Here is a 25,663-nt window from a genome sequence, read left to right as displayed (position 1 = left end):
CTGGGTGCTCAATGAGGATTGCGACGGTTCGACGCCTCGACACCGCCGGCGGCCGAGATGCCGAGCGCAACAGCGTTTCACCGATCCAGCCAGCCGAGCCCTTCACGCGTTGTCGTCATCGGCTTGTACTCGCACCCCACCCAGCCGTCGTAGCCGAGACGATCGAGATGGGTAAACAGGAACGGGTAATTGATTTCCCCCGTCCCCGGCTCATGGCGCCCGGGCGTATCGGCAATCTGGATGTGGGCGATGCGCGACTGGTGCCTCTCCAGGGTCGGTGCCAGATCGCCCTCCATGATCTGCATGTGATAAATATCGTACTGCAACTTGAGGTTGCCACTGCCGACCTCGTCGAAGATGCCGAGCGCCTGTTCGGTTCGATTGAGGAAGAAACCGGGAATATCTCGGGTGTTGATCGGCTCGGCGATCAGCAGGATGCCCGCATCCTCGAGCTTGTCGGCGGCGTAGCGCAGGTTATCGATCAACGTCTTGCGCGCCTCATCATGACTGACCCCTTGCGGCTGTATGCCAGCCAGGCAATTGACCTGCTTGCAGCCAAGTGTCGTCGCGTACTCGATCGCCGTATCGACACTGTCACGGAACTCGTCGATCCGATCGGGGTGGCAGGCGATCCCGCGCTCCCCCGCACTCCAGTTACCCGCCGGCAGATTGTGCAACACCTGAGTCAGGCCATGGGCGTCGAGACGCTGCTTGAGTTCCTCAGCCGGATAGTCATAGGGAAAGAGATACTCGACGCCATTGAAGCCGGCATCTGCGGCGGCCTGGAAACGATCCAGGAAATCCATCTCGGTAAACAGCATACTGAGATTGGCGGCAAATTTGGGCATAACGGTCTCCTCTTGCTTGTTATCGGTGTCTCGCAGATGCGACCGACATTCGGTTATCAGGTCAACGCGGCAATGGATGTCGGCGCTTCGGTTGCGTTTTCGGCCAGTGCCTCGAACTCGTTGACGCCATCGAGATCGGTTCCCATGGAAATATTCGTCACTCGCTCGAGAATGATCTCGACCACCACTGGCACCCGGTACTGCTTCATCAACTCCCGCGCGTCGGCAAAAGCCGGAGCGATCGCCTCGGGGCGGGTGACGCGCAATGCTTTACAGCCCAGGCCCTCGACGACTGATACGTGGTCCACACCGTACCCATTGATCTCGGGACAGTTAATATTCTCGAACGCCAGTTGTACACAGTAGTCCATGTCGAACCCGCGTTGTGCCTGACGGATCAACCCCAGATAGGAGTTATTCACCAGAACATGGATATAGGGCAAGTTGAATTGGGCGCCAACAGCCAACTCCTCGATCATGAACTGGAAGTCATAATCGCCTGACAAGGCCACGACCTCGGCATCCGGATCGGCCCGGCAAACTCCCAGAGCCGCCGGAATCGTCCAGCCCAATGGGCCGGCCTGACCGCAGTTGATCCAGTGACGCGGTTGATAGACATGCAGGAACTGGGCACCGGCTATCTGGGACAAGCCAATGGTGCTGACATACCGCGTGTTCCGGCCGAAGGCCTTGTTCATCTCTTCGTAGACGCGCTGCGGCTTGACCGGCACCTCGTCGAAATGCGTCTTGCGCAGCAGGGTCCGTTTGCGCTCCCGGCATGACTCGGCCCAGTCATGACGATCCTTGAGTCGGCCTTCGGCTTGCCACTGCCGGGCGACGTCGACGAACAACTCGAGCGCGGCGCCGGCATCGGAGACGATCCCGTAATCCGGCCCGAAGATACGACCGATCTGGGTCGGTTCGATATCGACATGGACGAACGTGCGTCCCTGGGTATACGTATCGAGGCTGCCGGTGTGTCGGTTGGCCCAGCGATTGCCGATACCCATCACGAAATCGGCTGCCAGCAGCGTGGCATTGCCGTAGCGATGTGCCGTCTGCAATCCGGCCATCCCTGCCATCAAGGGGTGATCGTCAGGGATCGTACCCCAACCCATCAAGGTGGGGATGACCGGTACGCCGGTGATCTCGGCGAATTCGACGAGCGTGTCGCTGGCATCGGCATTGATGATGCCGCCCCCCGCCACCAGCAAGGGACGTTCCGCGTCATTGAGCATGGCCATGGCCTTCTCGACCTGAGCGCGTGTCGCGCTCGGCTTGTACGCCGGTAATGGCTCATAGGTGTCGGGATCGAATTCGATCTCGCTCATCTGTACATCGATCGGCAGATCGATCAATACCGGACCGGGACGCGAGGAGCGCATCAACTGGAAGGCCTGCTGAAACGCCCGGGGCACCTGGGCCGGCTCCAGGACCGTGACCGCCCACTTGGTAACCGGTTCGGCAATCTCACGGATATCCACCGCCTGAAAATCCTCTTTATGGAGCTTGGCACTGGGCGCCTGTCCGGTGATGCACAGGATCGGGATGGAGTCGGCACTGGCCGAATACAGCCCCGTGATCATGTCGGTGCCCGCCGGCCCGGAAGTGCCGATGCAAACGCCGATATTGCCGGGCCGGGTGCGGGTATACCCCTCCGCCATGTGCGAGGCACCCTCGACGTGGCGGGCCAGCACGTGGTCGACACCCCCGACCTTCCGCAGAGCGGCATAGAATGGATTGATGGCGGCACCGGGCAACCCGAAAGCGACCTCGATACCTTCCTTGTTGAGAACATGAACGGCGGCTTCTGCTGCAGTCATTTTAGCCACGACGACTCCTCCTCGCTGGCGTATGCATTGTTGTTGTGTACAAAACTAGGCGTGACTCACCAGCTTGTCAATATTTATGGAAATATTTTCCATAAATAGAAAAAGACATAAAAAAAGCCGACAAAGGAATTGTCGACCAAATAGCCATCATCATGGAAACAATAGCCGAAGCATGGAAAAACCGGACGCTATAGCCCAACCCGCAGCGCCAGCGGATATTCATCACAGTTGTCGCCCGACCCGCCCCGGTCGACGACCAGGAATTCGCCCTCGTGGTCCAACACCGATTGAATCGCATGCCAGGTTCCCGCCCGATAGTTTACTCCCTGGCGACCATCGGTGACGAAAGCACGCACCGTGACCGGATCGATCGACTCCCCCGGAGGCGCCACGACAATCAGGAATTTCTCTCCATGGAGGGGCATGAAGGCCTGACTACCGAGTGGATGACGCTCGAGGAAATCCAGTGTCAGGGGCACCGCCACCGGTTGGCTGACGAAGATGCTGATCAGGGGACGCGCCTCGTCTCCCAGGAGATCGACCGAAGCCAGATCATGGTAACGGCGCGTGCGTCCGGCATTGATGGGGAAGTAATCGGCCGTTCGTGTGTCGATGACGTCACCGAATGGGGCGAACGCCTCCGGGGTCAACGGCTCGGCTGTCAATTCCAGCATAGGACTTCTCCTGGCTAACGGGGACCGGGTCGCAACGACGCGTGACGGTTCACGTCTTTATACAGCAAATATCGGAATGGGCCGGGACCTCCGGCATAGCAAGCCTGGGGGCAAAAGGCACGTAACCACATGAAATCGCCGGCTTCCACTTCGACCCAGTCCTGGTTGAGATGATACACACCCTTGCCTTCCAGCACGTAAAGTCCGTGCTCCATCACGTGCGTCTCGTCGAAAGGAATCATGCCACCCGGCTGGAAGGTCACGATCGTCACGTGCATGTCGTGGCGCAGATCTTCCGGATCGACGAAGCGTGTGGTGGCCCATTTGCCGTCGGTGTCCGGCATCGGCGTCGGTTCGATATCGTTCTCGTTGGTCACGAAGGGGGGTGGCACCTCCAATCCTTCGACGTAGTCATACGCCTTGCGAATCCAATGAAACCGCACCGCCGACGAGCCATGATTGCGCACCTGCCAGGGGTATGCCGGCGGCAGATAGGCATAACCGCCAGGCCCCATGACATGACTGTCCCCACCGATCGTCAGCGTCAATTCACCCTCGACGACGAACAGCACCGCCTCGGCAGCGGTATCCAGTTCCGGCTTGTCGCTGCCGCCACCGGGCGAGACCTCCATGATGTACTGGGAAAATGTCTCAGCGAATCCCGACAGGGGACGCGACAGCATCCACAGTCGCGTATTATCCCAGAAGGGGAGGTAGCTGGTCACGATGTCACGCAGGACACCTTTGGGAATTACCGCATAGGCTTCGGTGAAGACGGCCCGGTCGGTCAACAACTGGGTCTGGGGCGGCAGTCCGCCTGTCGGTGCGTAGTATTGACGTTTCGTCATGGAACCTCTTTATGGAAATATCTTCCATTGTCTCAAAAAGCCGGTACTCACCCCTTCCGTGCGGGATGTCGCTCGGCCCAGTGCCTGGCAATGTCGATCCGACGCGTGACCCAGACACGATCATGTGACTCGATATGATCGAGAAAACGCTGCAGAGCACGGAAACGTCCGGGCCGACCGATCAAGCGGCAGTGCAGACCGACCGACAGCATCTTGGGAGTCTCCTCGCCTTCAGCGTACAGGACATCGAAGGCGTCGCGGAGATAGGTGAAGAAATGCTCGGCGGTATTGAACCCCTGGGGGGCAGCAAAGCGCATGTCGTTGGAATCCAGCGTATAGGGCACGATCAGATGATCATGCGTTTCTCCCTGGCTGTCCTGGGCCTGTGTCCAGAACGGCAAGTCATCCCCATAGTAATCGCTGTCGTAGAGGAATGACCCCTCGTCGAGGACCAGGCGACGGGTATTGGGGCTGTCCCGTCCGGTATACCATCCCAAGGGTCTTTCACCATAGAGTTCCTGGAAGATTTCGATGGCGCGACGCATGTGTTCGCGCTCGACGCTCTCCGGCACCCCCTGGTAATGAATCCAGCGCCAACCATGACAGGCGACTTCGTGTCCCAGTTCCTTGAATGCCTGTGCCACGTCGGGATGACGTTCCAAGGCCATGGCCACGCCGAAGACCGTCAGCGGCAAACCACGACGTTCAAACTCATTGAGTACCCGCCAGACGCCAACGCGGGAACCGTATTCATAAATCGACTCCATGCTCATGTGGCGCTCGGGATACGCCTCGGCACCGACGATCTCGGACAGGAATTTTTCGGAGTGGCTGTCGCCATGCAGAACGCAGTTCTCCCCCCCTTCCTCGTAGTTGAGCACGAACTGGACGGCGATCCGGGCCTTGCCCGGCCAATCGGCATGGGGCGGCGTGCGTCCGTAACCTTTCAGATCACGGGGATAATCGGCATTCGAGGTGGGACTCATGATGTCGTTCCTTTGATTGTTCGGAGTCATCGACCTATTTATGTATACAATAAAAATGTAGAGTGTATCCACATTAGATGCAAGCCATGCCTGACCACGGACTGACTCTGCAAGCACGACGTTCTCGCGGTTCACGGAAAATGACGCCTACTGTGGACGAGTCAGCGTTTTTTTAACGTTGCTCTTGCGTTCGGTAAAAGCGACTTCTATTTTGTGTACAAATAGTGATTATTTTGTTCACAAAAATTGCCCAATTGGTCAGGACGCATGCCCATGCACATTCGAGTCATCAACCCCAATACGACCTCGGCCATGACCGACACCATCGGTGAAGCCGCTCGAGGTATTGCCGCCCCCGGTACCCGAATCACCGCCTCTCAGCCCAGCAGCGGTCCAGTCTCGATCGAGAGCCATTTCGATGAAACCATCAGTGCCGTGGGCGTGACCGAAGAAGTGCAAGCCGGTGAACGCGAGGCAACCGATGCCTATATCATCGCCTGCTTCGGTGATCCCGGGTTGCTGGCGGCCCGCGAACTGACCCGGGCACCGGTAATCGGCATTGCCGAAGCGGCATTTCATATGGCGACCCTGATCAGCACGCGGTTTTCCATCGTGACGACGCTAGGACGCACCACCATCATTGCCGAACATCTGCTGGAGCAATATGGCTTCCGTCACCACTGCCGGCGAGTGCGCGCCGCAGACATTCCGGTACTTGATCTGGAGGAGAATGGCGACGCCGCTCTCGACCGCATCATCGACGAGTGCCGACGTGCCCGGGACGAGGACAACATCGGCGCCATCGTCTTGGGATGCGGCGGCATGGCCGAGTTGACGGATACCATCAGCAACGCTGTCGGGTTACCGGTCGTGGAAGGTGTCACATCCGCCGTCAAACTGGCCGAGGCACTCGTGGGACTCGGACTCGGTACCAGCAAGTATGGCGATCTCGCTTTTCCACGCCCGAAGACCTTTACCGGTCACTTCGAACATCTATCGCGCGAAACGCCCTGAGACGAGGTGGCGCCATTACAAGCCGCAAGACTCACGCCACTGACGCATCATTGGCACGCTGGCTGAACAACAACAATCCCGAGACACTCTTGCGAGGACAGCACCATGCAAAATGACACCCCCCACCCCGACACCGCCATTCATCGACAAGCAACAACTCAAGGCAAGGCACCGGGCGATGAGAACCTATCGCCACAGGACACCCGCATCATGGGTCGCTCCTCTTATTTCCTGGCCTGGTTCGGTGGCTGCGTATCCATAGGCACCTTTGCCATGGGCTCCAGCGTCGTCGGTACCCTGAACCTGATCCAAGCGACTCTGGCCATCGCTATCGGCTGTTTCGTCATCGGCATCGCCCTGGCACTCAATGGAGCGGCCGGTTACAAGTACGGCATTCCCTTCATGGTCCAGGCGCGTAGCGCATTCGGTTTTTCCGGCACACGGCTGCCAGGACTGGTGCGCGCGCTGCCCGCCATCGTCTGGTACGGCTTTCAGAGCTGGATCGGGGCCGGTGCCTTGAACGCGGTATCCGAAACACTCTTCGGTTTCAGCAATATCGTGTTCTTCTTCATTGCTTTCCAGTTACTGCAGATCCTGCTATCGGTGCTTGGCTTCCAAGGCATCAAATGGCTGGAGAACATTGGCAGCGCTTTCATCCTGGCGTCTCTGGTCTACATGTTCTACAGCACCATCCAGCGCTACGGCGATGTCCTCTCTGCCAACCTGATCACCATGGAAGGTTCCTGGGGACTTCCTTTCTGGGGAGCGACCATGCTGTTTCTGGGGATCTACAGCACCATGATCCTCAATGTCAGCGACTATGCCCGCGAGCTCAAGCAGGGTAGCGGCCCTGGCATGCTGACCACTATCTACTCCATGTCGATCCTGCCCTGCACCATTTTCATGGGGTTGATCGGTTTCATGGTGTCCGAGGCAACCGGCGTCGCCGACCCCATCGACGTCTTTGCCAATGCCGTGGACAACACCCCGCTGCTGATGACCACACTGTTGTTCATTGCCTTCGCCCAGGTAACGACCAATGTGCTCAACAACGTGGTGCCTCCGACCTATGTCTTGATGGACGTGTTCAAGCTGAAATTTCGTACAGCCACCGTCATCGTCGGCTTCCTCGCCTTCGCCACCTTCCCATGGGAACTGGTCAAGGACGGTTCAGCCGCCGGCCTGCAGTTGTTCGTTCAGACTTACTCCGCTTTCCTCGGCCCCATCTTTGCCGTCCTGGTAGTGGATTATTACCTGATTCGCCGTCGTCGGCTGGATATCGACAAGCTCTATGACCCGCATGGACCATATCGAGGCGTCAACTACGCTGCCCTGATCGCGACTGCCGTCGGCGTCCTGGTCGCCTTCACCATCTCGACCATCTCCTGGTACGCCAGTTTGATTCCTGCGGGACTGACCTACTATGTATTGATGCGTTACTGGTCTCCCTGCCAGCGGTTCACTCACTGAGTGTTGCGTCAACATGGCAAGCCGGCCAATCGATGGGCGGCTTGCTTCCCTACACGCTTTCAGGACGCTTGTTTCCATGAATGACAATGAACTCGATATTTCGCGCCGTGACCCGGCGCTTTACAATGCGGATCTGGCCCCGATAAAGAAAACTGAACGCCGCTGGGGCGCCTTCGAGATTTTCAATGTCTGGTCGAACGATATCCAGAGCCTGTTCGGCTATACGCTAGCCGCATCGCTGTTTCTCTCCTACGGGCTGAATGGTTGGGCGGTGATGGCCGCCATTATCCTGGCCGGCATCGTGGTGATGTTTCTGGTCAACCTGACCGGCAAGCCCAGTGTGAAATACGGCATCCCCTTCCCCGTCATGGTCCGTGCCAGCATGGGGGTACATGGGGCCAACTTCCCGGCCATGCTACGTGCAGTAATCGGCATCTTCTGGTACGGGGTGCAGACCTATTTCGCTTCGACCGCCATGGCACTGCTACTGACGGCCCTGTTCGGAGACCCCGGGGGGACGTTGCTGGGCCTCTCGACGATCGACTGGATATCGTTTGTCATCGTCTGGCTCTTCCAGATCGCGATCTTCTGGTCCGGTATCGAGCGTATCAGACACTTCCTGAATTGGGCGGGACCGCTGGTCTATTGCGTCATGATCGTATTGATGGGTGTCGTGTGGTTCCAGGCAGGCAGCGACCTGTTACCGGCCATCGGCACCATCTTCAGTGGCGGAGACAGCGAAGGTAGCGGACACCCTGTGACCGCCTTCCTGGCCATTACCGGGACCATGATCGCTTACTTCGCCGCTGTCGTGATCAATTTCGGCGATTTCACGCGTTTCGTGCGCAGCGAGCGCGAAATGAAACTGGGCAACCTGCTCGGCCTGCCGCTCAACGTCGCCTTTTTCTCGTTCATCGCTCTGATCATCACCGCCGGCACACTGGTGCTATTCGGTGAGACATTGACCAACCCCTCGGACATCGTCGAACGCGTCGACGCACTGCCATTGACGATCATTGCCGCCCTGACGTTCTTTGCCGCCACCGTCGGCATCAACCTAGTGGCCAACTTCATCCCTCCGGCTTACGACCTGGCCAACCTCTTCCCCAGCAGAATCAGCTTCCGCATGGGGGGACTGATCACCGCGATCCTGGCCTTCTTCATTGGTGCGCTGTGGGTGAGCGTAATCAGCCGTATCGGTGTGCCTGGGTTCGTCAATGCTCTGGGGGCGGTCGTAGCGCCGTTCTACGGCATCATCGTGGCCGACTACTACCTGGTGAAGCATCAACGCCTGGATCTGCAAGCCATGTTCTCGTCCGACCCCGATGCGGCCTATTACTACACCAAGGGCTGGAACCAGCACGCACTTGCCGCCTTTGGCCTCGCTGCGCTGTTCTCTATCTCGTCGGTGTGGGTCCCCGCTCTCGAAGCATTAGGTGGTTATGCTTGGCTGATTGGTGCCGGGCTGGGCGGACTGTTCTATTATGGGCTCATGTCACGCCAGAGAGTCGAGACGCCAGCGCCCAAGCATTGAGCACTCCGCAACGGAGCGCCCTTGAGATACGACCCGGCGTCATGACGTCGGGTCACTCGCTGAAGATACGGTGAAGATCGGGCATCTGATCCTCTTCCTCAACGATCGACAGCGACGACTCGATGGTCTTGAGGTGGCGGCTCATGAACGCCTTGGCCCGCTCGCCATTACCGTCTTCCAGGTGCCGGATCAATTCATCGTGATCGTGGGATTCACAGCCGAGGTGGCCGGCGCTGCCGTACACGGCAAGAATCAGGGAGGAACGCGAGCACAGCCGGGAGACGAAACCAGCCAGGGTTGCATTACCCGCGAGCTGGGCCAGGCGTTCATGGAAAGCGGCTGACAACTTGATCGCCGTACTTTGTTCACCGGCCCGCAAGGCTTCGCGCTCGCGTTTGGCCATGTCACGCAGTTCCTCGATATCCGCCGCCGTGATACGGCAGGCCGCTGCTTCCATAAGCCCACATTCGATCATCTGCCGGGCATCGAACACATCCTTGGCTTCATCGGCCGTGGGGCGCGTCACACTCGCACCGCGACGTGGTGTCAGGGTCACCATCTGTTCCAATGCCAAGCGCTGCAGAATCTTGCGAATCCCAGTGCGACTGACGCCAAACACTTCGGACAGGGCGTCTTCACGCAGACGCGCACCGGGCTTGAGGCGATGTTCGATGATGGCATCACTGATCGACCGATAGATCGCGTCATGACGCTGGTCACCATCGCCATTCTTGCCTCGCCGACGTTTCGAGGGAGGTCGATCCGGTGCTGGTTGTGGTTGCTGCTCCGTCATGGTCAACAATGCTCCGCATCAGCTACGAGTCGCGTCTGGCCCCATTGTATATGCTTTCGACGACGAAGCGACCCGTCATCCCTGCTACTCACGCCAATCTGCAACAGCCTGGCGTTCCTCCTCGGTCATCTCGGTGATATTGCCGAGAGGCATGTATTCGCTGGCCACCACTTGCTTGGTATCCGACATCAGATTGCGTAGCTGCTCCTTGGTATCGTATTCGATACCGGCCGGCGCCGATGAGTATCCGGACTGAGTCGGCTCCGCAGAGTGACACTGGACACACCGATTCTCGACGATAGTGTGCACTTCCGCCAGGGACGTCGACGTCGCCGAGTCGGTATCGGAAGATGTACCTCCGCTCGGTGCTGCCACCCAGAAGGCCATCAGAATCAGCGCCACCCCAACGGCAGGGTAGGCCGGACGAATGCTGCCCGCATGCATCAACACGAAGAACTGACGAATCAAGGCACCGGCAAAGATGAACAGCGACATGATGACCCAGGCATAATCGTGTGAATACACGAACGAGTAATGGTTGCTGATCATCAGCAGCACGACGGGCAGGGTGAAATAGGTATTGTGTACCGAACGTTGCTTGCCTCGCTTGCCATCGAGTGGGTTCGGCTCCTCACCGGTCTTCATCGCCTCGACCATGCGACGCTGTCCGGGAATGATCCAGTAGAACACATTGGCCGACATCGCAGTTGCCATCACCGCACCGGTCAGCAGAAACGCGGCACGCCCGGCAAATAGCTGGGTACTCAGATAAGCCACGAGGACCATCAAGACGGCCACCGCCAGACTCAGCAGGCCGTCACGTTCCATGTTCGGACTAATGCGCTTGCACATCTGGTTGTAGATCACCCAGCCGCCGAACAGAAAAGCCAGTGCCAGGATGTTGGCTTCCACGCCGTTGAGGTTGGCGGCCCAAGCCCAATCGCTATTGGAGTCAACCAGATAAAACCCCGGGTTCGCCATGTACAGCATGACGAACAAGGCAAAACCCGACAGCCAGGTCGTATAGGATTTCCAATACGACCAGTGCAGGTCGTGGGGAAGTTGTTCGGGGCTCGTAGCGTATTTCTGATTGTGGTAGAAACCGCCACCATGCACGGCCCACATCTCGCCGAAAACGCCTTTACGACGGCTGCTCTCATCCTCGGGCGTCTTCAGGCTGTTATCCAGCATCACGAAATAGATCGATTCACCGATCCAGGCAATGGCGGCAATGACATGCAGCCATCTGAGCATGAAGTTAACGAAATCCAGCAAATACGAGGGCATGTCGGGTTCCTCAGCATGTGTCGTTGTTGTTCATGGACGGCACAGCATGGCCATTCAACTGCCGCGATAGGTGGAATAGCCGAATGGCGACAGCAACAGCGGCACATGGTAGTGCTCACTGGGATCGGCGACGCCGAAGCGTAGTGGAATACGGTTCAGGAACCGCGGCGATGCGCCCGGTGCCTGCTGACGGTCGAGATACTCGCCAGCATGGAACACCAACTCGTACTCGCCTGCCGTGAAGGCATTGCCTTCCAGCAACGGCGCATCACAGCGACCGTCATCGTTGGTGACGACGTCTCCCAAGCGCTCGCGATACTCTCCCTGAATGCGAAAGATCTCGACACGAATCCCTTGGCCGGGGCGGCCTCGGGAGGTATCCAGTACATGCGTTGTCAGATAGCCCATGGATAGCTCCTCGACGAATCATGAAATGGTGATAAGCGGCATTACGTTCACGACGCTGACATGCCAGGTCACAGCGACTAGGCTGATCTCTTATCTCATGAGAACATTTTTAGCGCTTAAAAGAGTACATTTCAAAGTTTTTTTGTATACATTTATTGTATCGAGTACGCCAACTCACTTATCAGGAGATAACCGATAATGACGATTTCGCTTCTGACTCCTCGCCCAAGCCAGCTCGATCTTGCCTCCTTCGTGACACATTATGGTGATATCTACGAACACTCCCCCTGGATTGCCGAAGAGGCCTGGTATCAAGGGTTGACGGAGACCCAGGACACTCCGGACGGGCTAGCCGATATCATGGCCGGAGTATTGACGGCCGCCAGCGCCGAGCGACAACTCGCGGTGATTCGTGCCCACCCGGACCTGGCCGGTAAAGCCGCCGTCGCGGGAGCGTTGACCGATGATTCGACGCGCGAACAGGCCGGTGCAGGGCTCGACCAATGTACGCCGGAGGAGTTGGCCCGGTTCGAGCGCTTGAATGAAGCATACAAGGCCCGTTTCGATTTTCCGTTCGTCATGGCCGTCAAGGGGAATGACCGCCACAAGATCCTGGCCGCCTTCGAGTCGCGGCTAGGCAACTCCCCGGACGAGGAGCGGCGTACGGCCATTGAACAGATCAATCGTATTGCGCGCTTCAGGCTGGAGACCCGCATTCAACAATAGTGGAATTGATTTCCGTCACCACGACAGACCTGCGATGAAGGTGTATGCTATGGCGCGGCACTGAACATAGAACGGGTGACGGAGATATCAGGCGTGACGGAGACCAAACGCAAGACGGTGGGGCGCCCCGCAGGCACTGGCAAGGGTAGCGGTGGGCATAGCCAATCACTGGTTCGCGGACTGAATATCCTCGAGGGGCTAGCCGCTGCACCTTTGGGCCTGGCCTTGTCGGACATCGCCCAGATCGTCGGTTTGGCGCCCTCGACCACGCACCGGTTGTTGCAAGCGCTACATAAGCAAGGATTCATCACGCAGGATACCGAGCTCGGTTTGTGGAAAATTGGCGTCAAGACCTTCCAGATCGGCAATACCTTCCTGGAAGCCAGGGATTTCGTCGCGACCGCGCGGCCTTTCCTGCGCCGGTTGACCGAAGAAACGGGGGAATCCGCCAACCTCGGCATTCGCGATGACGGCATGGCCGTCTTTCTGGCCCAGAGCGAGTCCCCTCAGATGATGCGCATGATCACTCCCCTGGGATCGCGAGCGCCCATGCATGCCTCCGGCATTGGCAAGGCGCTTCTGGCCTGGCTACCCGATAAGGATATCGAGCGCATACTCCAGGCTCGTGGCTTGCCCCGCGTTACCGACAACACCATCGACACCCCGGCTCGTCTCCGCCAGGGCTTGGCCGAGATCCGGCGCCGAGGCTATGCCTGTGACCGCGAGGAACATGCCATCGGTCTACACTGCGTTGCCGCTTCGATCCACGACGAGCAGGGCAGTCCGCTGGCTGCCATTTCGGTATCCGGGCCCGTGGCGAGGATTTCCGAATCGCGTCTGGCGGAGCTGGGGGGCCTGGTCAGCCGTGCCGCGCGTGACATTACCTCGCAACTGGGGGGCCGACTACCCGAGGCCGAGGAATACGCTTCCTGAGTCTGCGCACGCATCCCGAACCCGCCTCGTGACGATAGCCCTAGAGCGGTTACACTATCCGTCGTCCGTCCCATCGTACTATGAGGCCCTGCTCGATGACGTCCCATCTTCTGTCTGTCGACTCCCTATCGCGCGAGCGCGTCGAACATCTCCTGCGGGTAGCTCGCCGGGTTGAGCCCATTGCCCAGCGCCGTCAGATCACGCGAGTGCTTGAAGGTGCCGTGCTTGGCAACCTGTTCTTCGAAGCCAGTACCCGCACACGCGTCAGTTTCAATGCCGCCTTCTGCCGCCTGGGGGGGAGTGTCTGTGACACGACGGGCTTTACCTTCTCTTCGATGGCCAAGGGCGAGTCGCTCTATGACACGAGCCGCGTGATGAGCGGCTATGTCGATGCCATCGTCATGCGCCACCCCGAGCAAGGTTCGGTGTCCGAATTTGCCCAGGCGACCAATGTCCCGGTCATCAATGGCGGCGACGGCCCCGGCGAACATCCCAGCCAGGCATTGCTGGACCTCTACACTATCGACAAGGAGTTCTCCCGTCTCGGAAAATCACTGGCGGGGGCGCACCTGTTACTGACCGGTGACCTGAAATTCGGTCGTACCGTGCATTCATTGATCAAGCTGCTCTCGCTCTTCGATCCCATGCACATCACATTGGTATCGCCGCCGGGACTGGAGATGCCCGATCATTTGATCGACCTGGTCGTCTCCCGTGGCCACCGAATTGAGCAGCGCCAGAGCCTTGCCAGCGATTTTCGCGATCTGGATGTCATCTACACTACACGCATCCAGAAAGAACGCTTTACCGAGGAAATGAGCGAGAATTTCACCGGCGTATCGCGTGAGTTCATCGTCGATCGGGCCTTCATGAATCGCCATTGCGCTCAGGATACGATCGTCATGCATCCATTACCGCGTGACAGTCGACCGGAAGCCAATGACCTCGACCCCGATCTCAACGGCGATCCACGCTTGGCCATCTTTCGCCAGACGGACAACGGGATACCGATTCGCATGGCGATCTTTGCCACCTTGCTGGGAGTCGAAGAACTGATCGAGAGGGACCGCCGTGACGTCCGTTGGTTCGTGCCGGAGAAGATCGGTGTGGATGATGCCGATTGCTGAACATGCGATGGTGGCTCCATAGACCATCGCAGGTGCTGATCACTGCCGGCGAATATGCGAAGCTATCATCAGGCTGGCGAACCAATGCCAATACAATAGCGAACGACAAGGGAGGCGTAGCGCCAATGAATCTCGAACGAGCCTATATGATGCTGGGCGCCTTATACAGCTTGCTGCTCCTGCTGGGAGTCATTGCCATGCTGATGGGCGGCGGTTCTGCCATGGTGGTCATTCAAATCGCCGTCGGTGTGTTAGCCGTTAGCGGGCTGTGGGGATACGTCCTCAACAAGGGCGTCATGAATCCTCGCGTATGGCGTCCCTTGGCCCTGTTTCTCGCGGCGGGCGCTGTCGTCCAGGCCATACTGCTGTTCGTGACTTCGCCGTCTCACACACAGATAACCCAACTGTTGATAGGCATCGTTTTCTCGGCCTTGTTGATTTCCATCCTCTATCAATACGGCAACAGGGACCAGGATCTCTGGGCCACGCAGGAAGAGATCGAAGGTGGCGAACGTCTGGACGAGTTGTTGGCACGACACGGCGAGCTCGACATCGATAAGGAGGAAGAGGACAGGCAGGCCACTGTTCATGTTTCCCGGATCGGCGACCAGTATCGCGCCAATGTCATACGCCAGCGCGACGGCAACCGCGAACAGTTCGAGGAACGCTTCTCGTGCCCGTCCACACTGGCCTTCTTCATCGAGAAATATACCTGCATCACCGTGGATGACATCGCCGTCAAGTACGCCAATGCCGACAATCAGGCATAACGATGCGATGCCGTCACGACGGTGAACGTGGCGGCAACCCCTCCTGAACGGCGAAGAACCCTTCGAGAATCAGTTGGGCGGAAAGGCCATCGACGCCCTCATCTCGATAGTTTCCCCGGTGGCCGGCTTGCCGAGCGATCGACTTTGCCTCGCGCGTGGAGCCGCGCTCATCGGCCATTTCACAGGGCTTACCGTAGCGACCTGACAAACGCTTGCCGAACTTGCGCGCGCGTACACTCATCTCGGATTCCGAACCATCCATGTTAAGTGGCAGCCCGACCACGAACATGTCCGGCTGCCACTCCTCGACCAAACGGGCGACTTGCTGCCAATCGGGAATACCGTCCCGAGCCGGCAATGGGTCCAGGGCGGTAGCGCGCCGAATCATTTCGTTTCCGATCGCAACGCCGATACGGCGTGTCCCGAAATCGAAGGCCAGGATCAGACGTTGCCCTTGTACGCTCGACATGGGTTAGCTGTGACCGGCCTCGCGGCTCATCAGGTTCAAGTCAATGCCGAGGATGCCGGCGGCAGCATTCAGACGCTGCTCGGGAGGCGCATCGAACAGAATGTCGGCGCTTCCCTCGACCGTCAGCCAGGCATTGTCCTTGATCTCGGTTTCCAGCTGGCCCGCCTCCCAGCCTGAGCAGCCCAGGCATACCAGGAAATCTCGTGGGCCTTGTCCCGCACCCAGTGCATGCAGCATATCCATCGACGTGGTCAGTGCAATATCGTCGGCTACCTGAATACTGGAATCCCAGGGTTCGCTGCTACCGCGATGAAGAATGAAACCACGATCCTTGTGGACTGGGCCTCCATAGTAGACGGGCGCCTCGCAATATGGACTTTCCTCGCCGTCGATATCCAATTGCTCGAACAGCGCGTCAAGCGTCAAATCCAGCGGACGGTTGACGATCACACCCATCGTGCCGTTTTCATCGTGGTCACAAAGATAACTCAAGCTGCCGGCGAAATTGGGATCTTCGAGATGCGGCATCGCCAACAGGAAATGGTGTTTCAACGTTTGCATGGGCCTCCCGGGCGGCAGCGGGTCTCGGGATCCGCTTGCGCGCCGTCATTATTACCATTTGCACTATCTGCCGATTGTATCATCTCTAGGCTGGCTGCCGTGGAGCGGCAGTCAAGTGCCGCGCGATCGCCTCCATCAAGTCACCAGCAATATCGGTCCCTCGCTGATCATCGATCTCGCGCACACAGGTAGGGCTGGTAACATTGATCTCGGTGATATAGTCACCGATCACATCAAGGCCGACGAACATCAGCCCCCTGTCGCGAATGGCGGGCTGAACCTGGGCGATCAACCAGTGATCGCGGTCGGTGAGCTCACGGGTAACGCCGCGACCGCCAGCCGCCAGGTTGCCACGCGTTTCGCCGGCCATGGGAACGCGCGCCAGCCCATAAGACACCGGCTCTCCATCGACCAGCAGGATCCGGGTGTCCCCCTCGCTGATGTCGGGAATATAGCGTTGCGCCATGATCTGATGGCGACCACGGTCGGTGAGCGTCTCGATGACGGCCCCCAGATTGCGCCCCTCCGGCCCGACATGGAAGATTCCGCTTCCCCCCATACCATCGAGCGGCTTGAAAATTACGTCGCCATGTTCAGCATGAAAGGCGCGCAGGATCTTTTCATCGCAGGACACCTGGGTCGGCGCGCAGCACTGCGGAAACTGCTGGGCAAAAAGCTTTTCATTGCACTCCAGCAACGCCCGTGTCGGATTGACCACCAGCACACCCTCACGTTCGGCGAATCCCAACAGGTGCACGACATTGAGGAAATGGCTGTCCACCGGCGGATCCTGACGCATCAGCACGACATCGAGAGCGGCGAGCGGTTGGACATGAGATTCGCCCATGTCATACCAGTGCAATGGATCGTGATATGCCTTGAGCTCTCGCATACGGCTCCAGGCTCGTCCGTCCTGCAGGAAAAGCTCATCCGGTTCCATGTAATACAGTGACCAGCCGCGGGCCTGAATGGCCCACAGCATGGCCAACGTCGTATCCTTCTTGTAAGCAATGTCGGCGATGGGATCCATCACCACACCGATCTTGAGTGCGTGTTCGCTCATCGTTGCCCGGGTCCAAGGTATCTCAACAATGAGCGCAGTATGACCCAGCGCGGCAGGTAGACCAAGAGAGACCGGGAGGGAACGAGTTCACTCATTGAAAAAGACGTTGATCACATGATCCAGATGGACTTCCATGGCACGCCTAGCGGCTTCCGGATCACGCTCCTCGATCGCCTTGACGATGCGCTCATGATCGCCTTGGGAGTGCAAGGCCATGCCGGTTTCCATGTAGTGCTCCTGTAGGCGTCGAAACATGGCGCCATACTGGTGGCCAAGCAAGTGTTTGATCAGCAAGGAATAAGCGGCATTTCCCGACGCTTCGGCGATACGTATATGCAGCAACCGGTCCCCCACCAGTTTGCCATCATAACTGTACGTATCATCGATATTGCGCGATAACGCCGCACGAATGGCGACGAGCTCGTCGTCATTAGCATTGAGCGCAGCCAGTGCAGCATTTTCCGGCTCCAGGTAGCGTCGCGCTTGCAAGAGAGAGAACGGCGGAATTTCCTCGTCGAGGTTCAGCTCGATTTCACTGGCGAATTCGGGATCCATGGCCCAGGATTCCTTACGTGCTGCGGCACGCATGACCGGTTCTTTGGGCACTGAATGAGGATCCTTCACCAGCACACCATGGCCTACCCGCACCTCGACCAGGCCGACCACTTCCAACGCGATCAGCGCCTCACGTACTGATGCCCGACTCACTCCCAATGACTGAGCCAGCTCGCGTTCCGGTGGCAAGAGCGAACCGGCGGGGAATTCGCCATCACTGATCAGTTGCTGCAACTGATCGGCAATCTGGCGGTAAAGACGTTGGGAATGGATCGTCTGGATCGGCATGTCGTCGACTCCTCACTCAGGCTTCGACCAAAGTTCAAAGCAAAAACCTTGCTGTTCACGGTGAAGCCTGACCATTATTACGTGGATCAAAGGTCAGGCCTTTGGATGTCTGGATCACTGACCTCGTATCTTCCCACGTTCGTCAGAGGTTCGCCACACGATGAAGACCAAGCCATGCACCGCCAGGATCTCAGCCACCAGGGAGTGACCAATGCGTATCGACGCTCATCAGCACTTTTGGCACTACCAGGCGGCCGACTTTCCCTGGATCGATGCTTCCATGGCCATACTGAAGCGTGACTACCTACCCAGGGAACTGGCTTCGGAACGTGCAACCTGCGACATCCAGGCCAGTATCGCCGTGCAGGCCAGACCTGATGAAGCGGAAACCCGGTGGTTACTGGACTTGAGTCACCAGGATAGCTCCATCGCTGGCGTCGTCGGCTGGGTCGATCTCGCTGCCCCGGACCTGGAGGCGCGCCTGGACCAGTGGCCGAGCCCCAGGCTATGTGGTTTCCGCCACCTCATCCAGGATGAGCCACAGCCCGCCGCCTACATGGAAGCCCCGAGCGTTCGCCGGGGCATTCGAACGCTGCAGCGGCGCGCACTGAGCTATGACGTGCTGGTGACGGCGGCCGATCTCGCGGCAGCCTACGCGTTGAGTGCCGACTGCGACGACCATGTATTGATTCTCGACCACCTGGGTAAGCCGGACATTCGTCATGGCGGCTTCGCAGCATGGCGCCGGGAGTTTCAGCGCTTCCACGATCTGGAGCATGTCGCCTGCAAGCTCTCAGGCCTGATTACCGAGGCCGACTGGCACCACTGGCAAGCGGAAACGCTATGGCCCTACCTGGATACGGCGCTCGAGGTGTTCGGCGAGCATCGGTTGCTGTTCGGTTCCGACTGGCCAGTGTGCCGGGTGGCGGGCAGTTATCTGTCGGTATATCGCCTCATCGAGGACTGGTCTACCCAGCGAGGGCTCGACAAGGCGGCACTGTTCGGCGGCAACGCCGAGCGTTTCTACCGGCTCGATCATCCTCCCCGCCCTTTATCTTCCTACGAGGTGAAGCATGAATCTTGAACTCGGCGACAAGGTCGTCATCGTCACCGGCGGCGCCTCCGGTATTGGAGCCGCCATCTCGCTCACCCTGGCTCGGGAAGGCGGGATTCCTGTCATTCTCGCCCACAGCCACCCCCCATCAGACTTCATGGTCGAGCTGCAAGATCTGGCACCACGGGCCTGCTTCATAGCGACCGAACTCAGCGATGAGATGGCATGTCAGCAGGCAGTGACACAAATCATCGACCGCTTCGGTCGTATCGACGGGCTGGTCAACAACGCCGGCGTCAATGACAAGATCGGCCTGGAAGCAGGCGTCGAGGCCTTTACCGCCTCGCTGACACGCAACCTCATTCATTATTACACCATGGCGCACCTGTGCCTGCCTCACCTGCGCACTCAGCACGGCGCAATCGTCAACGTCAGTTCAAAGACCGCCCTCACCGGGCAAGGTGATACCAGCGGCTATAGCGCCTCCAAGGGCGCCCAGTTGGCGTTGACCCGTGAATGGGCGGCAAGTCTGGCGAAGGATGGCATACGTGTTAATGCGGTGATTCCCGCCGAGGTCATGACACCACTCTACCAGCGCTGGATCAGCACCTTCGACGATGCCGATGCCAAGCTGGCCGACATCACCGCCGCGATCCCCTTCGGGCAACGCATGACCGAGGCCAGCGAACTCGCCGATACCGTCGTGTTCCTGCTATCGGCACGCGCGTCCCACACCACCGGACAGTGGTTGTTCGTGGATGGCGGTTATGTGCATCTCGATCGAGCATTGACGGCATCGTGAGGAAAATGGTCATGCGCTATTGCCTGGCTCTGGATCTGGTCGACGACGACACCTTGATCGCCGAGTACGAACAGCGTCACCGCCACATCTGGCCCGAAGTCCGCGACCACCTGTACCGCTGCGGCATCATCGACATGCAGATATTCCGACTGGGTACACGACTGACGATGGTCATGGAGGTCAACGAGCAGCGTTTCAGCTTCGCCGCCATGGCCGACGCTGAACGGCAGTCCCCACTCATCCGGCAATGGGAAGACGAAATGTGGCGCTATCAGCGTTCGACCCCATGGACAGAGGAGAACAACAAATGGCAACCCATGACTCCGATCTTTCGACTGGCCGAGCAATGAGCCAATCCGCCAGCACCTGGCTATCCCTGAACAGGCGGCATCTGCCGGTGGAAACGCTGGTTCTCGCACTGACATTATCGCTTTGGGTGGTCATGGCCTTCTCGACACCTAACTTCCTCACTGCCAACAACATCATCAATATCCTGCGTCAGGTATCGATCGACAGCATCATCGCCTTCGGGGTGCTGTTCCCCATACTGATCCGCGGTATCGATCTGTCGGTGGGCTCGGTCGTCGCCCTGTCAGGCGTAGTCTGCGCGACATTGCTGACCATGGGCATGCCGATCCCCATCGCCATCGGGCTCACTTTGCTACTCGGTATCGCCATTGGCTCGCTCAACGCCTTCTCGGTCCACCGCTTGGGTATCCCGGCCTTCATCATCACGCTGGCCGGCCTGCAGGCGTATCGGGGAGGTGCCTTCCTGGTCAGTGGCGGAACCAGCGTCTTCGGTCTACCCCAGGAACTGGCCAGCTTTGCCCGCGCCGAATGGCTCGGCATTCCATCGCTGTTCTGGACCATGCTGGTCATCGGCCTGATACTTCACTTCATCCTCAGCCGTACCCGTACCGGGCGCTACATGGTGGCGATGGGCAGCAATTATGAGTCGGCTCGCCGTGCCGGCATCAATATCAAACGCATCGTCTTCTTCGCTTACATCATTAGTTCAGTGACCGCCTGCATCGCCGGCATTCTGCTGATGTCACGCATGAGCATCGGCTCGCCTACCGCCGCCGTTGCCTATGAACTCAATGCCATCGCAGCCGCTGTAGTGGGAGGCGCCAGCCTGTTCGGCGGTCGCGGCAGCGTGCTGGGTACCTTCATCGGTGCATTACTGTTCGCCACCATCGCCAATAGCGCCAACCTCCTGGGCATCGACTCCTTTTGGCAGATGGTCGCAACCGGAGTGCTGATTGCCGTGGTCGTGTACGTCGACAACTTGCACAAGCGTCGCCAGAGCGGCCTGAAGTAAGAGGGGAGACAACGATGAGTTCACTGTTGGAAGTCCGGTCACTGAAAAAGCGCTTCGGCGCCGTGGAAGTCCTATGTGGTGTCGACCTCTCGCTCGAGGCAGGTGAAGTGCTCGCCGTCATCGGCGATAACGGCGCCGGCAAATCGACGCTGATCAAGCACATTTCCGGTGTCTACCCACGCGACGACGGCGAGATATGGCTGGACGGTCAGCCGGTAACATTCACGTCGCCCAAACAGGCACGCCATGCCGGCATCGAAACCGTTTATCAGGACCTGGCCCTGGCTGACGAATTGTCCGTCGGAGCGAACATCTTCCTGGGTCGCGAGCCTACGCGTCGTTGGCTCGGCATGCTACCGGTCGTCGACAAGCGCACCATTCAACGCGAGACCCAGCGCCTGATCGACAGTATCGAAAGCCATATCCCCGATGGCACCAGTACCGTTGCCGGTCTTTCCGGCGGTCAACGCCAAGCCGTCGCTATCGCCCGAGCCCTGTACTGGGATGCCAAGGTAGTGATTCTCGACGAACCTACGGCGGCCCTGGCCGTGATGGAACGAGAGAATGTCATCAAACTCTCGCGCATGCTCGCCAGCAAGGACGTAGGCGTGATTTACATTGGCCATAACCTGGTCGAGATTCTTGAGGTCGCCGACCGCATCGCGGTGATGTATCGAGGACGAATCGTGCACGTCACACGTGCCGAAGACACCAGCCAGGAGGAACTCATCAAGTACATGACAGGTTATACCGATCGCCAGATCGCCTGACTCGACCACACCATAACAAGCACAAGGAGTACGACATGCATTTCGCCAAACATACCCTGGCCATTGTCGCCGCTACCACAGCATGCAGCTTCACACCGGCGATGGCTCAGGACAGTACGACGATTCCGGTCGTAATCAAGGCCACCACGGCATCCTACTGGCAAGCCGTGTTCGATGGTGCCCAGCACGCCGCCGACAAGCTCGGCATTCAGATCGAAGAGCTGGGCCCCGCCAATGAGACGCAAGTCGCCGAGCAGATCGGCATCATGGAAAATTTGACCAGCCGCACCCCCCCGGCCATCGTGCTGGCGCCAGTGTCCAACGATGCCCTGGCGGGCCCCGTGGAATCCGCTACCGCCGCAGGCATCCCTGTCATCATCATCGACTCCGGCGTCGATACCGACCAGTATGCATCGTTGATCGCCACCGACAATTTCGCTGCCGGTCAACGGGCCGGCCATGCTCTGGCCACATGCATGGAAAGGACCCAAGGCGAGGCAGCCGGTCAGGTGGCCTACCTACGCGCCAACCCGAATGGCGAATCGCTCGTCTCCCGCGATGAGGGCTTTCTGGATGCCATTTCCCAATATCCGGATATCGAGGTCGTCGACAATCGCGTTGCCAACAACGATACCGCCAAGGCAATGAACGACACGCTGGACCTGCTCAACCGTTACCCCGATCTGAACGGAGTCTTCGCCGACAATCAGTTGATGGGTGACGGAGCCGGCACTGCCTTTGCCGAGCAGGGAGTGGGCGACGATGTCTGTCTGGTAGCCTTCGATTCCAGTGAGTTGGAGGTGGATTTCCTGCGCCAGGGCGTCATCGACTCGCTTGTAGTCCAGGATCCTTACATGATGGGGTATGCTGGCATCTGGTTCGCCCATGCGGCACAGGAAGGCGTGGCCTTGCCGCGCAGCGTGGATACCGGCGTTCACGTGGCCGATACTGAAACGGTCGACCAGCCTGAATTTTCCGGCCTCCTCGATCCCGATCAGCGTAAGCTCACTCCCTATCTGGGAACGTCAGCCGACCTGCAGGAGTAACGTTACCCGACACCTCAACATGGGCAAGGCGCCTGTTACCCGGACCAACTTCCCGCTGATCAAGGCCTCTTGCCCTCTTCGGAGCCACGTCCCCATGCAAGTACTTGTCTGTACCCAGCCCCAGCACATGGAACTGAAGGATCTTCCTTCCCCGTCATGCAAGGCGCAGGAAGCGATGATCCGGGTTCGACGTGTCGGCATCTGCGGCACCGATATCCATGCCTATGGCGGCAATCAGCCCTACTTCGACTATCCGCGCGTACTGGGGCATGAATTGTCCGGCGACATCGTCGCCGTGGGAGACAACGTGTCTGCCGACCTCATCGGTCAAAGCGCCTATGTGATCCCCTACCTGCATTGCGGAGAATGTCGTGCCTGCCAACGAGGGAAAACCAACTGCTGTCAGCACATGCAAGTCATTGGCGTGCATCGCGACGGCGGCATGGCCGAATACCTCTGCGTACCGGCCGATCACTTGGTGACATCCCGGACACTGGCACCCGAGCAACTCGCCCTGGTCGAGTGCCTGGCCATCGGTGCCCATGCGGTACGCCGCAGCGCCCTGGAACCCGGGGAGCTTACCGTCATCGTCGGAGCCGGTCCCATCGGCATGGGCACACTGCAGATTGCCAAGAGCCGGGGTGCTCGCACGCTGGTCGTGGATACCAATCACGACCGTCTAGCGTTCTGCCGCGATGTGCTGGGCGCCGATGGCATCCTGCATGCTGGCGACGACGACCTGGCCGCGACCATTGCCACGCACAACGACGGCGCCCTGGCGGACATCGTCTTCGACGCTACCGGCAACCCTGGCGCCATGCAACGCGGTTTCGATCTGGCAGGCCATGGCGGGCGTTATGTGCTTGTCAGCATCGTCAAAGCCGATATTACGTTCAACGACCCCGATTTTCACAGGAAGGAGCTCACGTTGCTGGGTAGCCGCAATGCGACACGCGAAGATTTCGAAACGGTGACCCGACTCATCGAAACGGGGGCAATGCAACCTACGGCCATGATCACGCATCGTGGCACGCTCGCGGAGATGCCCACTCTGATGCCGCAGTGGTGCGATCCCGCCAATGGCGTCATCAAGGCCATGATCGACTTCGACCGGGATCCCCAACAACCCCACTGAGCCACATGCCTTGCTTTCAGAGAGTCATGGCCAACCGGTTACGCCAAATCACCGTACCAGTACTGTAACAAGGTGAGCGCAACGACCGGCGCGGTTTCGGTACGCAGGATGCGTGGCCCTAACGAGAGAACCGAGAAGTCGGCACCCCGAGCGGCATCGACTTCTGCGGAGGAGAGTCCCCCTTCAGGACCGATCAACAGGGCGGAAGAAGCGGGGACTTCCCCATCAAAGCCGTGATTTCCGGCAGCAGGATGCAGCATGAGACGCAGGGGTTCGTCACGGTCAGTCAACCAAGCATCCAGAGACATCGGAGAATGGACGGGAGGCAGGGTAGCACGACCACACTGCTCGCAAGCACTGGCGGCAACGGCTTGCCAATGAGCCAGTTTCTTGGCTTGACGTTCCGCCTTGAGCCGAACATCGCCATGATCGGTATAAAGCGGAGTGATAGCCGCCACACCAAGCTCGACGGCTTTCTGTATGGCGTAATCCATCCGATCCCCCTTGGAGATCGCCTGGCCGAGATGCACGCCCAGTGGCGACTCACCCTGTCCGGCAAACACCGACTCGACTTGCACCACGACATGCTTACGGTCGACATCGAGTAGTCGAGCTTTCGCCTCGTGACCCGCGCCGTCAAACAGTGTCAGGACGTCGCCACGACGCATGCGTAGCACCAGCGCGACATGACGGGCCGCCCCGGAAGGTAGAACGAGTTCGCCGCCGGCGACCAGCTCGGCGGCGACATGAATACGCGGTGGGGACACGGCAACTGAACCTTACTGCGTCGTTTCGGCACTCTCGCCAGCGGCACGCTTCTTCTTGCGAGCGTACATCGCTTCGAAATTGACCGGCGCCAGCATCAACGGCGGGAATCCACCTCGATTGACCAGGTTGTCGATGCATTCCCGTGCGTAAGGGAACAACAGGTTGGGGCAGAACGCCTCCAGGGTATGTTCGAGTTGGTCGCCCTCGATACCGGCGATACGAAACAGTCCTGCTTGCTGGATCTCGGCGAGAAACGAGGTGTTACCCGTCTCGCTGTGCGACACCTGTGCCGTGACCTTGATCACTACTTCATATTGATCGTCACTTATCTGTTCGCTGGTGGTGTTGAGGTCGAGTCCGACCTTGGGCTTGAACGGCTGCTTGAACACTTCCGGTGCGCTCGGCGACTCGAAGGAAATGTCCTTGACGTAGATACGTTGCAGAGAGAATTGCAATTGTGGCTTGTCCTGTTGACCACCAGCAGCCTGCTGATTGCCGTCTGCGGCCTGATTGTTGTCTTCCGCCATACTGAAATCCTTGAAAGCGTCTGAAATCGAGAAAACTGACGTTGCCGTCGTGCG

Annotated in this window: 28 protein-coding genes; 14 read left to right on the top strand and 14 right to left on the bottom strand. The window is 58.8% G+C overall.

The window, feature by feature from the left end:
* Positions 1-77 precede the first annotated feature (77 nt).
* From hyi to puuE, 5 genes are all read right to left on the bottom strand, one after another.
* On the bottom strand, positions 78-848 hold the full coding sequence (gene hyi / locus FVV99_RS02550) for a hydroxypyruvate isomerase (RefSeq protein ID WP_148252447.1): 771 nt from the start codon (positions 846-848) through the stop codon (positions 78-80).
* 56 nt (positions 849-904) lie between these two features.
* Positions 905-2,680, bottom strand: coding sequence for a glyoxylate carboligase (gene gcl / locus FVV99_RS02545; protein ID WP_148252446.1), 1,776 nt, complete (start codon positions 2,678-2,680; stop codon positions 905-907).
* Positions 2,681-2,868: 188 nt separating this feature from the next.
* Positions 2,869-3,354 (bottom strand): ureidoglycolate lyase, encoded by a 486-nt coding sequence (locus FVV99_RS02540; RefSeq protein ID WP_148252445.1) that lies wholly within the window; start codon positions 3,352-3,354, stop codon positions 2,869-2,871.
* A 14-nt stretch (positions 3,355-3,368) separates the two neighbouring features.
* Complete coding sequence (locus FVV99_RS02535; protein WP_148252444.1) at positions 3,369-4,202, bottom strand: bifunctional allantoicase/(S)-ureidoglycine aminohydrolase; 834 nt, start codon at positions 4,200-4,202, stop codon at positions 3,369-3,371.
* A 47-nt stretch (positions 4,203-4,249) separates the two neighbouring features.
* Entirely contained in the window at positions 4,250-5,188 is a 939-nt protein-coding gene (puuE, locus tag FVV99_RS02530; RefSeq protein ID WP_148252443.1) for an allantoinase PuuE, read from the bottom strand.
* 273 nt (positions 5,189-5,461) lie between these two features.
* On the opposite strand from puuE, the gene FVV99_RS02525 reads away from it, so the two are divergent.
* The 3 genes from FVV99_RS02525 (at position 5,462) to FVV99_RS02515 (ending at position 9,206) form a co-directional block, all read left to right on the top strand.
* The gene (locus FVV99_RS02525; RefSeq protein ID WP_148252442.1) at positions 5,462-6,202 is read left to right on the top strand and encodes an aspartate/glutamate racemase family protein; all 741 of its coding nucleotides are present in this window, start codon (positions 5,462-5,464) and stop codon (positions 6,200-6,202) included.
* A 105-nt stretch (positions 6,203-6,307) separates the two neighbouring features.
* A complete protein-coding gene (locus FVV99_RS02520; protein ID WP_148252441.1) occupies positions 6,308-7,672 on the top strand; it encodes an NCS1 family transporter in 1,365 nt (454 codons plus the stop codon).
* Positions 7,673-7,748: 76 nt separating this feature from the next.
* Positions 7,749-9,206 carry an NCS1 family nucleobase:cation symporter-1 gene (locus FVV99_RS02515; RefSeq protein ID WP_148252440.1) on the top strand — a complete coding sequence of 486 codons (1,458 nt, stop codon included), beginning with the start codon at positions 7,749-7,751 and terminating at the stop codon, positions 9,204-9,206.
* A 52-nt stretch (positions 9,207-9,258) separates the two neighbouring features.
* Here FVV99_RS02515 and FVV99_RS02510 read toward each other — a convergent pair whose 3' ends face one another.
* From FVV99_RS02510 to uraH, 3 genes are all read right to left on the bottom strand, one after another.
* Positions 9,259-9,999: a GntR family transcriptional regulator gene (locus FVV99_RS02510; RefSeq protein ID WP_148252439.1), complete on the bottom strand. Its 741-nt coding sequence runs from the start codon at positions 9,997-9,999 to the stop codon at positions 9,259-9,261.
* Positions 10,000-10,083: 84 nt separating this feature from the next.
* Positions 10,084-11,286 carry a urate hydroxylase PuuD gene (locus FVV99_RS02505; RefSeq protein WP_148252438.1) on the bottom strand — a complete coding sequence of 401 codons (1,203 nt, stop codon included), beginning with the start codon at positions 11,284-11,286 and terminating at the stop codon, positions 10,084-10,086.
* 54 nt (positions 11,287-11,340) lie between these two features.
* On the bottom strand, positions 11,341-11,694 hold the full coding sequence (gene uraH / locus FVV99_RS02500) for a hydroxyisourate hydrolase (RefSeq protein ID WP_148252437.1): 354 nt from the start codon (positions 11,692-11,694) through the stop codon (positions 11,341-11,343).
* Positions 11,695-11,892: 198 nt separating this feature from the next.
* Here uraH and uraD point away from each other — a divergent pair, with 198 nt between their 5' ends.
* The 4 genes from uraD to FVV99_RS02480 all read left to right on the top strand — a co-directional run bounded on the left by uraD (position 11,893) and on the right by FVV99_RS02480 (position 15,250).
* Positions 11,893-12,420 (top strand): 2-oxo-4-hydroxy-4-carboxy-5-ureidoimidazoline decarboxylase, encoded by a 528-nt coding sequence (gene uraD / locus FVV99_RS02495; protein WP_148252436.1) that lies wholly within the window; start codon positions 11,893-11,895, stop codon positions 12,418-12,420.
* Positions 12,421-12,513: 93 nt separating this feature from the next.
* Entirely contained in the window at positions 12,514-13,353 is an 840-nt protein-coding gene (locus FVV99_RS02490; RefSeq protein ID WP_148252435.1) for an IclR family transcriptional regulator, read from the top strand.
* A 95-nt stretch (positions 13,354-13,448) separates the two neighbouring features.
* Positions 13,449-14,480, top strand: coding sequence for an aspartate carbamoyltransferase (locus FVV99_RS02485; protein ID WP_148252434.1), 1,032 nt, complete (start codon positions 13,449-13,451; stop codon positions 14,478-14,480).
* A 125-nt stretch (positions 14,481-14,605) separates the two neighbouring features.
* Positions 14,606-15,250: a sulfite exporter TauE/SafE family protein gene (locus tag FVV99_RS02480; RefSeq protein ID WP_148252433.1), complete on the top strand. Its 645-nt coding sequence runs from the start codon at positions 14,606-14,608 to the stop codon at positions 15,248-15,250.
* Positions 15,251-15,263: 13 nt separating this feature from the next.
* On the opposite strand, the gene ruvX is transcribed toward FVV99_RS02480, so the two are convergent.
* From ruvX to FVV99_RS02460, 4 genes are all read right to left on the bottom strand, one after another.
* Positions 15,264-15,719: a Holliday junction resolvase RuvX gene (ruvX, locus tag FVV99_RS02475; RefSeq protein ID WP_148252432.1), complete on the bottom strand. Its 456-nt coding sequence runs from the start codon at positions 15,717-15,719 to the stop codon at positions 15,264-15,266.
* Positions 15,720-15,722: 3 nt separating this feature from the next.
* Complete coding sequence (locus tag FVV99_RS02470) at positions 15,723-16,280, bottom strand: YqgE/AlgH family protein (RefSeq protein ID WP_148252431.1); 558 nt, start codon at positions 16,278-16,280, stop codon at positions 15,723-15,725.
* A gap of 85 nt (positions 16,281-16,365) precedes the next feature.
* Positions 16,366-17,343: a glutathione synthase gene (gene gshB / locus FVV99_RS02465; protein ID WP_148252430.1), complete on the bottom strand. Its 978-nt coding sequence runs from the start codon at positions 17,341-17,343 to the stop codon at positions 16,366-16,368.
* Between the two features lie 87 nt (positions 17,344-17,430).
* Positions 17,431-18,186, bottom strand: coding sequence for a FadR/GntR family transcriptional regulator (locus tag FVV99_RS02460; RefSeq protein ID WP_148252429.1), 756 nt, complete (start codon positions 18,184-18,186; stop codon positions 17,431-17,433).
* Between the two features lie 211 nt (positions 18,187-18,397).
* On the opposite strand from FVV99_RS02460, the gene FVV99_RS02455 reads away from it, so the two are divergent.
* From FVV99_RS02455 to FVV99_RS02425, 7 genes are all read left to right on the top strand, one after another.
* Positions 18,398-19,270 (top strand): amidohydrolase family protein, encoded by an 873-nt coding sequence (locus FVV99_RS02455; RefSeq protein ID WP_148252428.1) that lies wholly within the window; start codon positions 18,398-18,400, stop codon positions 19,268-19,270.
* On the top strand, positions 19,260-20,042 hold the full coding sequence (locus FVV99_RS02450) for an SDR family oxidoreductase (RefSeq protein WP_148252427.1): 783 nt from the start codon (positions 19,260-19,262) through the stop codon (positions 20,040-20,042). The genes FVV99_RS02455 and FVV99_RS02450 overlap by 11 nt, the downstream gene beginning before the upstream one ends.
* An 11-nt stretch (positions 20,043-20,053) precedes the next feature.
* Complete coding sequence (locus FVV99_RS02445) at positions 20,054-20,392, top strand: L-rhamnose mutarotase (RefSeq protein ID WP_148252426.1); 339 nt, start codon at positions 20,054-20,056, stop codon at positions 20,390-20,392.
* On the top strand, positions 20,350-21,363 hold the full coding sequence (locus tag FVV99_RS02440; RefSeq protein WP_201745011.1) for an ABC transporter permease: 1,014 nt from the start codon (positions 20,350-20,352) through the stop codon (positions 21,361-21,363). The genes FVV99_RS02445 and FVV99_RS02440 overlap by 43 nt, the downstream gene beginning before the upstream one ends.
* Positions 21,364-21,377: 14 nt before the next feature.
* A complete protein-coding gene (locus tag FVV99_RS02435; protein WP_148252425.1) occupies positions 21,378-22,133 on the top strand; it encodes an ATP-binding cassette domain-containing protein in 756 nt (251 codons plus the stop codon).
* A 35-nt stretch (positions 22,134-22,168) separates the two neighbouring features.
* Positions 22,169-23,179 carry an ABC transporter substrate-binding protein gene (locus FVV99_RS02430; protein ID WP_148252424.1) on the top strand — a complete coding sequence of 337 codons (1,011 nt, stop codon included), beginning with the start codon at positions 22,169-22,171 and terminating at the stop codon, positions 23,177-23,179.
* 94 nt (positions 23,180-23,273) lie between these two features.
* Positions 23,274-24,314 carry a zinc-binding alcohol dehydrogenase family protein gene (locus FVV99_RS02425; protein ID WP_148252423.1) on the top strand — a complete coding sequence of 347 codons (1,041 nt, stop codon included), beginning with the start codon at positions 23,274-23,276 and terminating at the stop codon, positions 24,312-24,314.
* Positions 24,315-24,352: 38 nt separating this feature from the next.
* Here the strand turns inward: FVV99_RS02425 and FVV99_RS02420 are convergent, their stop codons facing one another.
* Together FVV99_RS02420 and secB are read right to left on the bottom strand one after the other, a co-directional pair.
* Complete coding sequence (locus FVV99_RS02420; RefSeq protein ID WP_148252422.1) at positions 24,353-25,081, bottom strand: 16S rRNA (uracil(1498)-N(3))-methyltransferase; 729 nt, start codon at positions 25,079-25,081, stop codon at positions 24,353-24,355.
* Positions 25,082-25,093: 12 nt separating this feature from the next.
* Complete coding sequence (gene secB / locus FVV99_RS02415) at positions 25,094-25,609, bottom strand: protein-export chaperone SecB (RefSeq protein WP_148252421.1); 516 nt, start codon at positions 25,607-25,609, stop codon at positions 25,094-25,096.
* Between the last annotated feature and the right edge of the window lie 54 nt (positions 25,610-25,663).

The sequence above is a fragment of the Aidingimonas lacisalsi genome, from assembly GCF_008079445.1.
GTDB classification, from domain to species: Bacteria; Pseudomonadota; Gammaproteobacteria; order Pseudomonadales; family Halomonadaceae; genus Aidingimonas; species Aidingimonas lacisalsi.
The sequence above is the reverse complement of the archived record's forward strand: the minus strand, read 5'-3'. Positions and strand labels throughout refer to the sequence as shown.

Coding starts and splice junctions, on each gene's coding strand:
- hyi (WP_148252447.1), bottom strand. CDS start 848: ATGCCCAAATTTGCCGCCAATCTCAGTATGCTGTTTACCGAGATGGAT.
- FVV99_RS02540 (WP_148252445.1), bottom strand. CDS start 3,354: ATGCTGGAATTGACAGCCGAGCCGTTGACCCCGGAGGCGTTCGCCCCA.
- FVV99_RS02535 (WP_148252444.1), bottom strand. CDS start 4,202: ATGACGAAACGTCAATACTACGCACCGACAGGCGGACTGCCGCCCCAG.
- puuE (WP_148252443.1), bottom strand. CDS start 5,188: ATGAGTCCCACCTCGAATGCCGATTATCCCCGTGATCTGAAAGGTTAC.
- FVV99_RS02525 (WP_148252442.1), top strand. CDS start 5,462: ATGCACATTCGAGTCATCAACCCCAATACGACCTCGGCCATGACCGAC.
- FVV99_RS02520 (WP_148252441.1), top strand. CDS start 6,308: ATGCAAAATGACACCCCCCACCCCGACACCGCCATTCATCGACAAGCA.
- FVV99_RS02515 (WP_148252440.1), top strand. CDS start 7,749: ATGAATGACAATGAACTCGATATTTCGCGCCGTGACCCGGCGCTTTAC.
- FVV99_RS02510 (WP_148252439.1), bottom strand. CDS start 9,999: ATGACGGAGCAGCAACCACAACCAGCACCGGATCGACCTCCCTCGAAA.
- FVV99_RS02505 (WP_148252438.1), bottom strand. CDS start 11,286: ATGCCCTCGTATTTGCTGGATTTCGTTAACTTCATGCTCAGATGGCTG.
- uraH (WP_148252437.1), bottom strand. CDS start 11,694: ATGGGCTATCTGACAACGCATGTACTGGATACCTCCCGAGGCCGCCCC.
- uraD (WP_148252436.1), top strand. CDS start 11,893: ATGACGATTTCGCTTCTGACTCCTCGCCCAAGCCAGCTCGATCTTGCC.
- FVV99_RS02485 (WP_148252434.1), top strand. CDS start 13,449: ATGACGTCCCATCTTCTGTCTGTCGACTCCCTATCGCGCGAGCGCGTC.
- FVV99_RS02480 (WP_148252433.1), top strand. CDS start 14,606: ATGAATCTCGAACGAGCCTATATGATGCTGGGCGCCTTATACAGCTTG.
- ruvX (WP_148252432.1), bottom strand. CDS start 15,719: ATGTCGAGCGTACAAGGGCAACGTCTGATCCTGGCCTTCGATTTCGGG.
- FVV99_RS02470 (WP_148252431.1), bottom strand. CDS start 16,280: ATGCAAACGTTGAAACACCATTTCCTGTTGGCGATGCCGCATCTCGAA.
- gshB (WP_148252430.1), bottom strand. CDS start 17,343: ATGAGCGAACACGCACTCAAGATCGGTGTGGTGATGGATCCCATCGCC.
- FVV99_RS02460 (WP_148252429.1), bottom strand. CDS start 18,186: ATGCCGATCCAGACGATCCATTCCCAACGTCTTTACCGCCAGATTGCC.
- FVV99_RS02455 (WP_148252428.1), top strand. CDS start 18,398: ATGCGTATCGACGCTCATCAGCACTTTTGGCACTACCAGGCGGCCGAC.
- FVV99_RS02450 (WP_148252427.1), top strand. CDS start 19,260: ATGAATCTTGAACTCGGCGACAAGGTCGTCATCGTCACCGGCGGCGCC.
- FVV99_RS02445 (WP_148252426.1), top strand. CDS start 20,054: ATGCGCTATTGCCTGGCTCTGGATCTGGTCGACGACGACACCTTGATC.
- FVV99_RS02440 (WP_201745011.1), top strand. CDS start 20,350: ATGGCAACCCATGACTCCGATCTTTCGACTGGCCGAGCAATGAGCCAA.
- FVV99_RS02435 (WP_148252425.1), top strand. CDS start 21,378: ATGAGTTCACTGTTGGAAGTCCGGTCACTGAAAAAGCGCTTCGGCGCC.
- FVV99_RS02430 (WP_148252424.1), top strand. CDS start 22,169: ATGCATTTCGCCAAACATACCCTGGCCATTGTCGCCGCTACCACAGCA.
- FVV99_RS02425 (WP_148252423.1), top strand. CDS start 23,274: ATGCAAGTACTTGTCTGTACCCAGCCCCAGCACATGGAACTGAAGGAT.
- secB (WP_148252421.1), bottom strand. CDS start 25,609: ATGGCGGAAGACAACAATCAGGCCGCAGACGGCAATCAGCAGGCTGCT.